Origin of the sequence: Mesorhizobium sp. M0854, from assembly GCF_040319815.1 — a bacterium.
Classification (GTDB): Bacteria; Pseudomonadota; Alphaproteobacteria; order Rhizobiales; family Rhizobiaceae; genus Mesorhizobium.
Window position 1 is genome coordinate 206,715 of the sequence record NZ_JAMYOL010000010.1, and the last position, 14,466, is coordinate 221,180.

Annotated in this window: 10 protein-coding genes; 9 read left to right on the forward strand and 1 reads right to left on the reverse strand. The window is 63.7% G+C overall.

Features of this window, described 5'->3' with window-relative positions:
- Positions 1-143 precede the first annotated feature (143 nt).
- From NKH99_RS18125 to NKH99_RS18160, 8 genes are all read left to right on the forward strand, one after another.
- On the forward strand, positions 144-1,397 hold the full coding sequence (locus NKH99_RS18125) for an aspartate kinase (protein ID WP_352471486.1): 1,254 nt from the start codon (positions 144-146) through the stop codon (positions 1,395-1,397).
- Positions 1,398-1,571: 174 nt separating this feature from the next.
- Positions 1,572-3,842 carry a phosphoenolpyruvate--protein phosphotransferase gene (gene ptsP, locus NKH99_RS18130; RefSeq protein ID WP_352471315.1) on the forward strand — a complete coding sequence of 757 codons (2,271 nt, stop codon included), beginning with the start codon at positions 1,572-1,574 and terminating at the stop codon, positions 3,840-3,842.
- Between the two features lie 8 nt (positions 3,843-3,850).
- The gene (gene prfA / locus NKH99_RS18135) at positions 3,851-4,930 is read left to right on the forward strand and encodes a peptide chain release factor 1 (protein WP_353014868.1); all 1,080 of its coding nucleotides are present in this window, start codon (positions 3,851-3,853) and stop codon (positions 4,928-4,930) included.
- Positions 4,923-5,792: a peptide chain release factor N(5)-glutamine methyltransferase gene (gene prmC, locus NKH99_RS18140; protein WP_352471313.1), complete on the forward strand. Its 870-nt coding sequence runs from the start codon at positions 4,923-4,925 to the stop codon at positions 5,790-5,792. The genes prfA and prmC overlap by 8 nt, the downstream gene beginning before the upstream one ends.
- Positions 5,793-6,132: 340 nt before the next feature.
- A complete protein-coding gene (locus tag NKH99_RS18145; RefSeq protein ID WP_352831722.1) occupies positions 6,133-7,107 on the forward strand; it encodes a DUF4167 domain-containing protein in 975 nt (324 codons plus the stop codon).
- A gap of 238 nt (positions 7,108-7,345) precedes the next feature.
- Positions 7,346-9,952, forward strand: a complete 2,607-nt coding sequence (clpB, locus tag NKH99_RS18150; protein WP_352831724.1) for an ATP-dependent chaperone ClpB — start codon at positions 7,346-7,348, stop codon at positions 9,950-9,952.
- Positions 9,953-10,097: 145 nt separating this feature from the next.
- Entirely contained in the window at positions 10,098-10,463 is a 366-nt protein-coding gene (locus tag NKH99_RS18155) for an MmcQ/YjbR family DNA-binding protein (protein ID WP_352503223.1), read from the forward strand.
- 238 nt (positions 10,464-10,701) lie between these two features.
- Complete coding sequence (locus tag NKH99_RS18160) at positions 10,702-12,183, forward strand: L,D-transpeptidase family protein (protein WP_353014871.1); 1,482 nt, start codon at positions 10,702-10,704, stop codon at positions 12,181-12,183.
- 165 nt (positions 12,184-12,348) lie between these two features.
- On the opposite strand, the gene NKH99_RS18165 is transcribed toward NKH99_RS18160, so the two are convergent.
- Positions 12,349-12,981 carry a TMEM175 family protein gene (locus NKH99_RS18165; RefSeq protein WP_353014872.1) on the reverse strand — a complete coding sequence of 211 codons (633 nt, stop codon included), beginning with the start codon at positions 12,979-12,981 and terminating at the stop codon, positions 12,349-12,351.
- A gap of 168 nt (positions 12,982-13,149) precedes the next feature.
- Here NKH99_RS18165 and NKH99_RS18170 point away from each other — a divergent pair.
- A partial coding sequence (locus NKH99_RS18170; RefSeq protein ID WP_353014873.1) for an MFS transporter occupies positions 13,150-14,466 on the forward strand: 1,317 nt, incomplete at its 3' end.

Consider the following 14,466-nt stretch of genomic DNA (forward strand, 5'->3'; position numbering starts at 1 on the left):
CAAGGCGACGGAATCCTCACCGCCTTGCGAAACCGCTATCATTTGGCTAAGGAGGCCGCGCATTGAGCGCCCGGCCACAGCTTGGCGCATTTTTCCGCTTTTCGGCCTCCGGTCCGGCATCCAGTCAAAGGCATTTCGCTTCTATGGCGCGCATCGTGATGAAATTCGGCGGAACCTCCGTCGCCGACATCGCCCGCATCCGCAATGTGGCGCGTCATGTCAAACGCGAGGTCGACGCCGGCCATGAGGTCGCCGTCGTGGTCTCGGCGATGTCCGGCAAGACCAACGAGCTCGTGCAATGGACGCGCGAGGCCTCGCCGATGCACGATGCGCGTGAATATGACGCCGTGGTCGCGTCCGGCGAGCAGGTCACTGCCGGCTTGCTGGCGATCGCGCTGCAGAATATCGGCGTGCATGCCCGCTCCTGGCAAGGCTGGCAGATCCCGATCAAGACCGACAACGCGCATGGCGCGGCGCGCATTCTCGATATCGACGGCGGATTCCTGATCAAGCGCTTCGGCGAAGGCCAGGTGGCGGTGGTCGCCGGTTTCCAAGGCATCGGGCCGGACAACCGGATCGCAACGCTCGGCCGCGGCGGTTCCGATACCAGCGCTGTCGCCATCGCGGCAGCGGTCAAGGCCGACCGCTGCGATATCTACACCGATGTCGACGGGGTCTACACGACCGATCCGCGCATCGAGCCGAAGGCGCGGCGGCTGGCCAAGATTTCGTTCGAGGAAATGCTCGAAATGGCCTCGCTCGGCGCCAAGGTCCTGCAGGTGCGCTCGGTCGAGCTTGCCATGGTGCACAGGGTGCGTACTTTCGTGCGGTCGTCCTTCGACGATCCCGACGCACCAGGAATGGGGGATTTGCTTAATCCGCCGGGAACGCTTATTTGCGACGAGGAAGAGATCGTGGAACAGCAGGTCGTCACCGGAATTGCCTACGCCAAGGACGAGGCGCAGATTTCGTTGCGCCGCGTCGGCGATCGGCCGGGCGTCGCCGCCGGCATTTTCGGGCCGCTGGCCGAGGCCAACATCAATGTCGACATGATCGTCCAGAATATCTCTGAGGACGGCAAGTTCACTGACATGACCTTCACCGTGCCATCCGGCGACGTCGACAAGGCGCTCGCCGTGCTCGAGCGGCTGAAGGCGACGATCGGCTACGACGTGGTGCAGTCGGAAGCCGGCATGTCGAAGGTCTCGGTCATCGGCATCGGCATGCGCAGCCATGCCGGCGTCGCCGCTACCGCCTTCAAGGCGCTTGCCGACCGCGCGATTAACATCCGCGCCATCACGACGTCCGAAATCAAGATTTCGATCCTGATCGACGGTCCCTATACGGAACTAGCAGTTCGCACTTTGCATTCCGTGTACGGTCTGGATAAGCAGTAGCAGGCTGCATCGGCCCGAAAATCGGCGGCAATTTTCGGAAGGCCGGATCGAAAGCCTTGGAGCGGCCTTTATGCGTCCAATTGGACGCACGGCGCTCTAATTGAGTTGTTGCGTTTGTGCCGCTGTGCAGGGCAACCTGCACCGGTTGAAATGCTATTGGAGGAAGAAGCCGCGATGCGTGATTCGGCCAGTGGCCCGCGCGTTTTGCTGAAACGGCTCCGCGAGCTCATGCAAGAGCCGCTGGAGCCGCAGGAGCGGCTTGACCGAATCGTGCGCGATATCGCCTCCAACATGGTTGCCGAGGTCTGCTCGCTCTATGTGCTGCGCGCCGATTCGGTGCTCGAACTCTACGCCACCGAAGGCCTGAACCCGAACGCCGTCCACCTGGCGCAGCTCAGGCTGGGCCAAGGCCTGGTCGGCACGATCGCGGCCTCGGCGCGGCCGCTCAACCTCTCCAACGCGCAGGAGCATCCTGCCTTCGCCTACCTGCCGGAGACAGGGGAAGAGATATACAATTCCTTCCTCGGCGTGCCCGTGCTGCGGGCAGGGCGGACACTCGGCGTCCTAGTCGTGCAGAACAAGACCATGCGCCATTATCGCGACGACGAGGTCGAGGCGCTGGAAACAACGGCGATGGTGATCGCCGAGATGATCGCCACCGGTGATCTGGAGCGGCTGACAAGGCCCGGCCTCGAGCTCGATCTGCGCCGCCCGGTAAGCTTTACCGGCCTATCCTTCAACGAAGGCGTCGGTCTCGGCCATGTGGTGCTGCACGAGCCGCGCATCGTCGTCACCAATCTTTTCAACGAGGACAGCGAGGAAGAGGTCAGGCGGCTCGACGCGTCGCTCGGCTCGCTCAGGCTCTCCATCGACGACATGCTGGAGCGCCGCGACGTCGCCTTCGAGGGCGAGCATCGCCAGGTGCTCGAAGCCTATCGCATGTTCGCCAACGACCGCGGCTGGGTGCGCCGGCTCGAGGAGGCGATCCGCAACGGCCTGACCGCCGAAGCGGCGGTCGAAAAGGTGCAGAGCGACATGCGTGCCCGCATGCTGCACATGACCGATCCATATCTGCGCGAACGGATGAGCGATTTCGACGATCTCGCCAATCGGCTGCTGCGGCAGCTGATGGGGCGCGGACCGGAGGACGTCGCGGCCTCGCTGCCCAAGGACGCCATCATCGTCGCCCGCTCGATGGGTGCTGCGGAGCTGCTCGATTATCCCAGGGACAAGCTGCGCGGGCTGGTGCTGGAGGACGGCGCCGCGACCAGCCATGTTGTCATCGTGGCGCGGGCCATGGGCATACCGGTCGCCGGCCAGATGAAGGGCGCCGTTTCCATGGCGGAAAACGGCGATGCCATCATCGTCGACGGCGAGGAAGGCGCTATCCATCTGCGCCCCCAGCCCGACCTCGAGGCGGCCTATGCCGAGAAAGTGCGCTTCAGGGCGCGGCGGCAGGAGGTCTACCGCGAACTGCGCAAGAAGCCGTCGGTGACCAAGGACGGTGTCCAGGTCGATCTTCTGATGAATGCCGGGCTGGCGGTCGATCTGCCGCAACTGGCCGAAGCGGGTGCGGCCGGCATCGGCCTGTTCCGCACAGAGCTGCAATTCATGGTCGCTTCGACCTTTCCGCGCGCCGAAGCCCAGGAGCGGCTCTATCGTGACGTGCTCGAGGCGGCGCGCGACAAGCCGGTGACGTTCCGCACCATCGATATCGGCGGCGACAAGGTGCTGCCCTATTTCAAGGGCTCGATCCAGGAGGAAAATCCGGCGCTCGGCTGGCGGGCCATCCGCCTGACGCTCGACCGGCCTGGATTGCTGCGCACCCAGATCCGCGCGCTGCTCAAGGCGTGCGGCGGGCGCGAACTGAAGCTGATGCTGCCAATGGTGACGGAACTCGGCGAGATCGCGCAGGCGCGCGAGATCATCGATCGCGAGGTGCGGCATCTGTCGCGCTTTGCCCATCATTTGCCGACCAGCCTGAAGCTTGGGGCGATGCTGGAGGTGCCGTCGTTGCTGTTCCAGCTCGACGAACTGATGAAGGCGGTCGATTTCGTCTCGGTCGGCTCGAACGACCTGTTCCAGTTCGTCATGGCGGTGGATCGCGGCAACACCCAATTGTCCGACCGCTTCGACCCGCTCTCGACGCCGTTCCTGCGCGTCCTGAAGCAGATTGCCGACGCCGGGGCGCGCAACCAGACGCCGGTGACCTTGTGCGGCGAACTTGCCGGCAAGCCGATCTCGGCGATGGCGCTGATCGGCCTTGGCTATCGCTCGATCTCGATGTCTCCGGCATCGATCGGCCCGGTCAAGGCGATGCTGACGGAACTGCCGCTCAGCGAACTGGAAGCGTTCTTCGACGATAATCTGATGGCGCCGGCGCATGGCCTGCCGATGCGGGCGCTGCTGCAAGCCTTTGCCGACGACCGCTCTATACCGCTATAGACTTCGCCATGATCAACCTGCCCCGCGACCGTATGGATCAAGTCGTCAAGCGTTTCGACATGCTCGAAGCGCAGATGTCGGCCGGGCCAGCGCCGGACGCCTATGTCAGGATGGCCTCCGAATATGCCGACATCCAGGAGATGGTGGCAAAGATCAGGGCGCTGCGCGCCGCCGAGCGCGAACAGGGCGATCTGGAGGCGATGCTCGCCGACAAGGGCACCGACGCCGAGATGCGGGCCTTGGCCGAGGCCGACCTGCCAGGGGTCAAGCATCACATCGAGGCGCTGCAGAAGGACATCCAGATACTGCTGTTGCCCAAGGATGCCGCCGACGACAAGAACGCCATCCTCGAGATCCGCGCCGGCACCGGCGGCGACGAGGCGGCGCTTTTCGCCGGCGACCTGTTTCGCATGTACGAGCGCTATGCCGCGGCGCATGGCTGGCGTTTCGAGACGGTGTCGGCCAGCGAGGGTGAGGTCGGCGGCTACAAGGAAATCATCGCCACCGTTTCGGGCAAGGGCGTCTTTGCCCATCTGAAGTTCGAATCCGGCGTGCACAGGGTGCAGCGCGTGCCGACGACCGAGGCGGGCGGACGCATTCATACCTCGGCGGCGACGGTCGCGGTGCTGCCGGAAGCCGAAGAGGTCGACATCGACATCAGGGCCGAAGACATCCGTATCGACACGATGCGCGCCTCGGGTTCCGGCGGCCAGCACGTCAACACCACCGATTCGGCCGTGCGCATCACCCATCTGCCGACCGGCATCATGGTGGTGCAGGCGGAAAAGTCGCAGCACCAGAACCGGGCGAAGGCCATGCAGATCCTACGCGCCAGGCTCTACGACCTCGAGCGCAGCAAGGCGGACGAGGAACGTTCCGAATCGCGCAAGTCGCAGGTCGGCTCGGGCGACCGCTCGGAACGCATCCGCACCTATAATTTTCCGCAGGGTCGCGTCACCGATCATCGTATCAACCTGACGCTCTATAAGCTCGACCGGGTGATGATGGGCGAACTCGACGAGATCATCGACGCGCTGATCGCCGATCACCAGTCGAAGCTGCTCGCCGATATCGGCATCGATGGCTGACAGCCTGCCCGCCACGCTGGCGCCGCTGCTGCGGGAAGCGCGAAACCGGCTCACCGCAGCCGGGATCGCGGATCCGGCGCTCGATGCCAGGCTGATCGTCGAGCATTTTTCCGGCACCAGTCGCACGCAGGCCATCGCCGATCCCGGGCGCGCTGTCGATACGGACGTGACGGCGGTAATCGAAGCCGCCTTGCGGCGGCGCATCGCCGGCGAGCCGGTACACCGAATCCTTGGCTACCGCGAATTCTACGGCTTGCGCCTTTCGCTTTCGCCGCAAACGCTGGAGCCGCGGCCGGATACCGAAACGCTGGTCGAGGCTATACTGCCCTTCGTCAAGGCAGTGGCGGCACGCGAGGGCTGCTGCCGCATCCTCGATCTAGGGACCGGTACCGGTGCCATCGCGCTGGCGCTGCTCAGCGCCGTTCCGGCCGCGACCGCCACCGGCGTTGACATTTCGCAGGAGGCGCTGGCCACAGCCATGCGTAATGCCGGGGAATTGGGGCTCGCCGGCCGGTTCACGCCGCTCAAATCCGACTGGTTTGAAAAAGTTTCTGGCCGGTACCATGTAATTGTCGCAAACCCTCCCTATATACCCTCAGACGACATTGGAAATCTGCAGGACGAGGTCCGCGGTTTCGATCCACGCCAGGCCCTCGATGGCGGTGTGGACGGTCTGAGCCCCTACAGGAAGATCGCCGCGGGAGCGGCAGCGTATTTGGAAGTCCAAGGCAGGATTGCGGTCGAGATCGGCCATACGCAGCACCAACAGGTTACGGAGATATTCTCCGCGGCCGGGTACCGTTCGGTCGGGGTGTTTCGTGATCTCGGCGGAAACGACAGAGTTCTTGTGTTCGAACGGTGAAAGCCGTGATGCAGTGCGAAAAAAGCGCTTGGCAATACCGGGGAATGCGGCTAGGGTCGCCTTAACCGGATGAGACGAAGCAGGCAGTGCTCTTAGCGATTCGGTTTTCCTTGGAAATAGCTGCCTTCTTGCGCAAACGACGCCCAAGCTTCGTGCGGGAATCGTCCGGCAAGTGAAGTAACCGGAACAGGATGGCACGTGGCGCCAACGCAATTGATGCGGGCGAACGCCGGTGAAGGAACGAAACGGCTGGCCGCATGAGCGCCTCCGTTCGTGAAGAGTTTTTCGAAAATTTCAAAGTGAAGAGAGTCTAATGAGGCCACAACAGCAAAACAGGCGCATGCGCGGTCGCAACAACAATGGCGGCGGCGGCAACAACAATAACAACAACAACCGTAAGGGGCCTAATCCCCTGACGCGCAACTACGAGAGCAACGGCCCGGACGTGAAGATCCGCGGATCGGCTCAGCAGATTGCCGAGAAGTACGCAACCCTTGCCCGTGACGCGCAAAGCTCCGGCGACCGGGTGATGGCGGAAAACTATCTCCAGCATGCAGAGCACTATAACCGCATCATCGCAGCCGCTCAGGCGCAGATGCCGATCCAGAACGCGCAGCAGAATCGCGATGATTTCGACGATGACGGCGACGAGGATCGCGACGAGTTCGACAATGCCGGCAACAACAATGCCAACGAGACGTCGGGTTCGGCGGCCAATCACGGTGCCGGCCCGCAGCCGGTCATCGATGGCACGCCGGCCGAGCTGGCTCTGAACCAGGAAAACAGCCGCGACAATCGGGGCGGCCGCGACAACCGTGACGGCCGCGACAACAATGGCGGACGCCACCGCGACCGTCGCCCCAATGGCGGTTACGGCCAGAACGGCCAGCGCGGCGAGTATGGCGCGCGCGGCGAGCAGGGTGGCCAGCGCGCCGAACAGCCACGGCGCGACGAGACGCCGGCGCAGGCGGAGCCCGTGCCGGCCGCTGGGCCGGTCTTTGTGAGCGAGCCCGCACCGCAATTCGACAACCTTTCGCCGGCGGGTCTCGCCGCCCAGGCCGAGCTCAACGAAGCCGCGGCCGAAAACAGCCCGGCCCGCCGCCCCAGGCGTCCGCGTCGCCCGCGCCTCGATGTCGAACAGGCAAATGGCGGCAACGACAACGCCGGCCCTGACAGTGCCGAGACTGGCAGTGCCGAGACAAGCAGTGCCGAGACAAGCAATGCCGAGACTGGCAATACCGACGCTGGCAATGTCGATGCAGCGCCGGCTGAAGGCCCCGGCGGTCAAGCTGTGATCGCAGACGTCGAGAATTGATCGGAAAAACGTTCAGTCGATCTTAGCGCATCCTTTACCCCAGGCGGCGGAGAGAAATCTCCGCCGTTTTTGCTTTGCGCGCTCGGAATATTATGCATTCGCCAGTGTCGAGGCGTCTTGAGGGTCCGTGGTTTGCGTCCCATATCTTGCGTGAACAGGATCCGGCTCGAACGGGCGGGTCCGTCACCGCAATCTGATCCGGTGCCGCGAAGCGGGCCGGTGACGGAAGGAGACAGGCATGAATCTTGAAAAATATTCCGAGCGCGTGCGCGGCTTTATCCAGTCCGCACAAACCATGGCGCTTTCCCGCAATCACCAGCAATTCACCCCCGAGCATATCCTCAAGGTCCTTGTCGATGACGACGAGGGCCTGGCTGCGTCGCTGATCGAGCGCGCCGGCGGCAATGTCCGTGACGTCAAGCTCGGCGTCGAAACGGCACTGGAGGCAATGCCCAAGGTCGAGGGCGGCAATGGCCAGCTCTATCTGGCGCAGCCGCTGGCAAAGGTGTTTTCGACCGCCGAGGAACTGGCCAAGAAGGCCAGTGACAGCTTCGTTACCGTCGAACGGCTATTGCAGGCGCTGGCCATGGAAAAATCGGCCAAGACCGCCGACATCCTGTCCAAGGCGGGTGTCACGCCGCAGGCGCTGAACCAGGTCATCAACGACGTACGCAAAGGTCGCACTGCCGATTCGGCGAGCGCCGAGCAGGGCTACGACGCGCTGAAGAAATACGCGCGCGACCTGACGGCGGACGCCCGCGCGGGCAAGCTCGATCCGGTCATCGGCCGCGACGACGAAATCCGCCGCACCATCCAGGTGCTGTCGCGCCGCACCAAGAACAACCCAGTGCTGATCGGCGAACCCGGCGTCGGCAAGACGGCGATCGCCGAAGGGCTGGCGCTGCGCATCGTCAATGGCGATGTGCCGGAATCGCTCAAGGACAAGCAGCTGATGGCCCTCGACATGGGGTCGCTGATCGCCGGCGCCAAATACCGCGGCGAGTTCGAGGAGCGGCTGAAGGCGGTGCTTTCCGAAGTCACGTCTGCCGCCGGCGGCATCATTCTGTTCATCGACGAGATGCACACGCTTGTCGGTGCCGGCAAGGCGGATGGCGCCATGGACGCGTCGAATCTGCTGAAGCCGGCGCTCGCCCGCGGCGAACTGCATTGTGTCGGCGCAACCACGCTCGACGAATACCGCAAGCATGTCGAGAAGGATGCGGCCCTTGCCCGCCGCTTCCAGCCGGTCTTCGTCAATGAGCCGACGGTCGAAGACACTGTCTCGATCCTGCGCGGCCTGAAAGAGAAATACGAGCAGCACCACAAGGTGCGCATCTCGGATTCGGCACTGGTCGCGGCCGCAACCCTGTCCAACCGCTACATCGCTGACCGCTTCCTGCCGGACAAGGCGATCGACCTGGTCGACGAGGCCGCGTCGCGGCTCCGCATGCAGGTCGATTCGAAGCCCGAGGCGCTGGACGAGATCGACCGCCGCATCATGCAGCTCAAGATCGAGCGCGAGGCGCTGAAGGTCGAGAAGGACGATGCCTCGAAGGACCGGCTCGCGCGGCTCGAGAAGGAACTCTCGAACCTCGAGGAGGAATCGACCGAGCTGACCTCGAAATGGCAGGCCGAGAAGCAGAAGCTCGGGCTTGCCGCCGACCTCAAGAAACAGCTCGACGAGGCGCGCAACGAACTTGCCATCGCCCAGCGCCAGGGTGAATTCCAGCGCGCCGGCGAACTTGCTTACGGCAAGATCCCGGAACTCGAAAAGCAGCTGAAGCAGGCCGAAGCCAGGGATGGCAAGGCCGGCATGGTCGAAGAAGTGGTTGGCCCCGATCACGTCGCCCATATCGTCTCGCGCTGGACGGGCATCCCGGTCGACAAGATGCTGGAAGGCGAGCGCGACAAGCTGTTGCGCATGGAAGACGAGATCGGCAGGCGCGTCGTCGGCCAGGGCGAGGCGGTGCAGGCAGTGTCGAAAGCCGTGCGCCGTGCGCGCGCCGGCCTGCAGGACCCGAACCGGCCGCTCGGCTCGTTCATGTTCCTCGGACCGACGGGCGTCGGCAAGACCGAATTGACCAAGGCGCTGGCCAGCTTCCTGTTCGACGACGAGAGCGCCATGGTGCGTATCGACATGTCGGAGTTCATGGAGAAGCACTCGGTCGCCCGGCTGATCGGCGCGCCTCCCGGCTATGTCGGCTATGAGGAAGGCGGCGCGCTGACCGAAGCGGTGCGGCGCCGGCCCTATCAGGTCGTGCTGTTCGACGAGATCGAGAAGGCGCATCCTGATGTCTTCAACGTGCTGCTGCAGGTGCTGGACGACGGCCGGCTGACCGACGGGCAGGGCCGCACGGTCGATTTCCGCAATACGCTGATCATCATGACGTCGAACCTCGGCGGCGAATATCTGGTCAATCTCGGCGAGGACCAAGATGTCGACGTCGTGCGCGACGAGGTGATGAATGTCGTCAGGGCTTCGTTCCGGCCGGAATTCCTCAACCGCATCGACGAGGTGATCCTGTTCCACCGGCTGCGCCGGCAGGATATGGGCCAGATCGTCCAAATCCAGCTCAAGCGGCTGGAAAACCTGCTTGTTGACCGCAAGATATCGCTTTCGCTCGATCAGGAGGCGATCGACTGGCTGGCGGCCAAGGGTTACGACCCGGCCTATGGCGCGCGACCGCTGAAGCGGGTGATGCAGAAGGAATTGCAGGACCCCCTGGCGGAAAAGATCCTGCTCGGCGAGATCCTCGACGGCTCAACCGTCAAGGTCACCGCCGGCTCCGACCGCTTGAACTTCCGCTCGAAGCCCGCGGTCGTGGCAACCGAGGCAGCCGCCTGAGCTCAAGCCAAGAGCCTGTTCCATCCCGATCGAATCGGGATGGAATTCCTATCTTCAATCTCGACCATGATCCTTTCCGAAAAACCGGCATACCCTTTTGTTACGCCGGCCTTCGGTTCATTGTCTAACACTTGGTGGGGCGCAGATGACATTGGACGACTACAACAGCTTCTGCGCCTCGCTGCCTTCGACGACCCACGTCGTGCAGTGGGGCGGCGCCCATGTCTGGAAGGTCGGCGGCAAGGTCTTCGCGATCGGCGGCTGGAGTGAGGGCAAGGAGCCGTTCGTTACCTTCAAATGCTCCGACATCGCCTATGACGTGCTGAGGGAGCAGCCGGGCCTTCGGCCGGCGCCCTATCTTGCCTCACGCGGCATGAAATGGATCCAGCGCCAGACCGGCGAAAGCATGGATGATGGCGCGCTGAAGGATTACCTGCGCGAAAGCCACCGTCTTGTCGTGCTGAAGCTGACGAGGCAGGCGCGCAAGGAATTGGGACTCGCTGCCGGTTAATCGGTCAGAAATCCGCCATCTTCATGCCCGGTTCATATTGGAACCTTATCGTTGGCAACTGATTTGCTGGCGAAGGGGTTCGCCTACCACATCGGCCCGAAATCGAGTTTTGATTTTCGCAAAGCACGATGCGGAGATTTAAAGCGTTAGAGCGTCCTTTGCGCGTCGAAAAAGACGTGCGGCGCTTTGAAGAGACAATGCCGGCGGCGGCAATTACGGACCGGAGAATTTGGCCATCATGTTGCGCACCATCTTCACCCTTTCAGCGCTTGCTGCCGGGCTGCTGGCGTCGAATGCGATGGCCTCGCCAATAGTGGATACCGCGCCACGGGTGGTTCGTGCCGCCAATGGCGGCGGCGTTCTGATTGCCCAGAACGGCAATCTCGACATCTATTACGACGCCAGGGGAAACCGCGTCATCGTCGATGCGGAGACCGGCAAGGTTATCGCCATCCAGCCGCCGCAGACCAGGCTCGACCGCCGTGCCTTGCGCCGCGAGCGCTTGCGCAACCTCGGACCGGTCGAGGACGACCCCTATTATCTCGACGACCCTGAGGACACGGCGCGGTTCCGCCGCAGGCAGATGGAAGACGAGGGCAGGGTCATCATACCGCCGGCTGACGAGTACGACCCCTATGGCGACAATTCGGTGGAAGCCTTTCCCGAAGCGCCACGGGATGACGGCTACGGCAACGGTTATCCGGAGGCAGCGCAGCCGGTAAAGCCGCGCACCATCGAGCGCCAGCCGCTCAACGAGGCCTCGATCGAGCCGATCGAGCCGACGGTGCCGAACGAGCAGGTCGCCTTACCGCCAGACACAGCCCCGCCGCCAAGCACTGGCGGCAAGACGGCGGTCGACCCGTCGCTTGCGCTCGGCGCCCGCGAGGACGTGGCGGCACTGCAGGTGCTGCTCGACCGTGCCGGTTCTTCGCCCGGCGTCATCGACGGACGCTTCGGCTCGAATGTCGACAAGGCACTTGCCGCCTATAACGAAATCACCGGCAGCAATCTGAAATCCACCGACGCGGTCGGTATCCAGGCCGCCCTGGCGCAATCCGGTGGCGATGCCTTCGCCTCCTACACGATCACGCCCGAGGATGCGGCCGGTCCCTATGTCGCCTCGATACCGGAGGACTACAGCCAAAAGGCCCAGCTCGATCGGATGGGCTACACGTCGGTACCCGAAGCGCTGGCCGAGCGCTTCCATATGGATGAAACCTATCTGAACAAGCTCAATCCGGACGCCAATTTCAATCGTCCGGGCACCATCATCAAGGTCGCCAATTTCGGCAGGCTGGTGGCGACGCCGGTGGCGCGCATCATCGCCGACAAGTTCAATAAACAGGTCCGCGCCTATGATGCGGCGGGCAAGCTGGTCGCAGCCTATCCGGCGACTATCGGCTCGTCCGACACGCCGTCGCCGTCCGGCACGCATGCGGTGTCGCGTGTCGCATTGGACCCGAACTACACCTACAACCCGAACATCAATTTCAAGCAGGGTGAAAACGACAGGATCCTGACCATCCCGCCGGGGCCGAACGGCCCGGTCGGCTCGGTCTGGATTGCGCTGGACAAGCCGACCTACGGCATCCACGGCACGCCGGATCCGTCCAAGATCGGCAAGACCGAAAGCCATGGCTGCGTGCGGCTGACCAATTGGGACGCGCGCGAGCTTGCCAAGATCGTGACGCCCGGCGTTACGGTGGAGTTCGTCGAGTAGGGCATGTTGATATTCAGGTGATGCCGGCCTGCAAACGGCGGCTTCCTCCGCTTCCGGTGCTCACGTACCCAAAAGTACGCTCCGCTCCGGTTCTCGGAAGCCACCATTTTCGGCTCGGCCTGACCTGAATCTCAACACACCTAAAGCGGACAGGCGTCGCTCCATTCACCCGATGACCTTGCGCAGCAGTGGCGCGCGCGGCGCTGCGGCATAGATCAGCTGCACCACCAGGATGAAGCCGACGCTGAGCAACGGGCTGATCAGGCAAAGTGCAGCGCCGACGGCCCACAGGATCTGTGCCTTGATGATGCGCAGATAGACCGTTCGGGTGGTCTCCGCGTCGACACCTTCGGCCAGAAATCCGTTTTTGTCCGCGTAGCGCCAACTGGCGAGCAGCGTCAGTCCGAGCATCAAAAGATTGAACCAGTAGGCGAGCACCGCAGTCCTGAATTCGAGGAAGTCGGCGAGAAGGTCGGTCGAGAACGGCAGCAAGGCGATGAAGCCGAGGAAGCAGAGGTTCAGCGTGGCAAGCCGCCGGTCGGATTTTGCAATCAGCCCGTGTTGCGCCTGCTGGCCGAACCAGAAGATGGTCAGCGTCAGGAAGCTGAGCGCATAGGTCAGGAAGCGCGGCGCCAGTGCTGTGATCGCTGTGATCAACTCGCGTTCGGAATGCACCGTTTCATGCGCCGGCACCCTGATCTCGAGGACGATCAGGGTGAGCGCGATGGCGAACACGCCGTCGGTGATGCCGACGACGCGCCCGCGTCCTTCCGCCGAGGGTTCGAGCGGCCGTTTCATACGGTATTTCCCCCTTGTCTGTAGCGCTGCGAGAAGCTTAGCACGGCACTTGCCGTTTGCACCCTGAGCGGCGTGATCCTGCCTGTGTGGCCAGGTTGGACCTGGTTTCAACGAGAACAGTCTGCTGGCCGGTTGTCGCCGGCGCGCCGGCGATCTAGGTAAGGCGGCATGCACACGCCAACCAAAGTCGGTACCGGCGCCGTTCCCCTGACCGGCTCACTTCCCGCCGATACGTTCTGTCCGCAGGCGCAGCGGCGGTTCGTGCTGATCGCCGCGATCCTGGCTTCTGCGCTCGGCTTCATCGACGGGTCGGTCCTGGCCATTGCGACGCCGGCGATCCGCGTCGACCTCGGCGCCAGCCTCGCCGAGGCACAATGGATTTCCAATGCCTACGCATTGACACTCTCAGCCCTCATTCTCGTCGGCGGCGCCGCCGGCGATCGCTTCGGCCTGCGCCACTCCTTCGTCGCCGGCATCGTCCTGTTCATTGCCGCCTCGCTTGCCTGCGCGCTGGCGCCTAACCCGGCGGTGCTTATTGCGTTTCGGGCTATCCAGGGTGTCGGAGCGGCCATCATGGTGCCGGGCAGCCTGGCCATTATCGCCAAAGCCTATCCGAAAAAGGAACGCGGCCGGGCGATCGGCATCTGGGCCGCAGCATCAGCACTGACGACGGCGCTCGGCCCGGTGCTGGGCGGCTTCGTGCTGTCGGCGTTCGGCGACGGCATCTGGCGGGCGATCTTCGCCATCAATCTGCCGCTCGGCCTTATCTCGGTCTATCTTCTGCTGGCCAAGGTCCCTGCCGACGCGCCGGTGGAAAAGCGCAGCCTCGATCTCGGCGGCGCTGCACTCGCCATATTGGCGTTCGGAGCTCTCGCTTACGGTCTGACCTCGATCAGTGGCGACGGGGAGGGGCTGATGTCCGGCCCGAGTATTGCCGCCGGTGCGGTTTTGCTCGTCGTGTTCATCGTCTTCGAGCGCCGGCGGCGCGAGCCGATGATCGATCTGTCGTTGTTTCGGATCGGCGCGTTCGCGGGCGCCAATGTGGCTACCTTCTTCCTTTATTTTGCGCTGTCGGCCAATCTGTTCTATCTGCCGATGCTCATGATCGCCGGATGGGGGCTGAGCGCGGCCGAGGTCGGTTTCATCTTCTTGCCGCTTTCGGCATTGATCGCAGTGTTGTCCGGACCGGTCGGCCAGTGGTCCGACCGCATCGGGCCTCGCTTTCCGATCTCCAGCGGCAGTCTGGTTGTGGCTCTTGCCTTTGCCGGACTTGCCTTGCTGGCCTATTGGGGCATCCACAATTTCTGGATCGGGGTATTCCCGCTGATGGCATTGATGGGGCTCGGCATGGCGCTGGTGGTATCGCCGCTGTCGAGGGCCGGGCGGGAGGGGGGGGGGGGGGAGGCGGGGGGGGGGGGGCCGGGGGGGCACCCCCACCCCGCCCCGGCCGGCGGGGGGGGTGAGGGGTGGGGGGGGGGGGGGGGG

What these genes read in the sequence shown, in the direction of transcription:
- NKH99_RS18145 (WP_352831722.1), top strand. Translation starts at nt 6,133, where the DNA reads ATGCGCGGTCGCAACAACAATGGCGGCGGCGGCAACAACAATAACAAC.
- NKH99_RS18155 (WP_352503223.1), top strand. Translation starts at nt 10,098, where the DNA reads ATGACATTGGACGACTACAACAGCTTCTGCGCCTCGCTGCCTTCGACG.
- ptsP (WP_352471315.1), top strand. Translation starts at nt 1,572, where the DNA reads ATGCGTGATTCGGCCAGTGGCCCGCGCGTTTTGCTGAAACGGCTCCGC.
- clpB (WP_352831724.1), top strand. Translation starts at nt 7,346, where the DNA reads ATGAATCTTGAAAAATATTCCGAGCGCGTGCGCGGCTTTATCCAGTCC.
- prfA (WP_353014868.1), top strand. Translation starts at nt 3,851, where the DNA reads ATGATCAACCTGCCCCGCGACCGTATGGATCAAGTCGTCAAGCGTTTC.
- NKH99_RS18160 (WP_353014871.1), top strand. Translation starts at nt 10,702, where the DNA reads ATGTTGCGCACCATCTTCACCCTTTCAGCGCTTGCTGCCGGGCTGCTG.
- NKH99_RS18125 (WP_352471486.1), top strand. Translation starts at nt 144, where the DNA reads ATGGCGCGCATCGTGATGAAATTCGGCGGAACCTCCGTCGCCGACATC.
- prmC (WP_352471313.1), top strand. Translation starts at nt 4,923, where the DNA reads ATGGCTGACAGCCTGCCCGCCACGCTGGCGCCGCTGCTGCGGGAAGCG.
- NKH99_RS18165 (WP_353014872.1), bottom strand. Translation starts at nt 12,981, where the DNA reads ATGAAACGGCCGCTCGAACCCTCGGCGGAAGGACGCGGGCGCGTCGTC.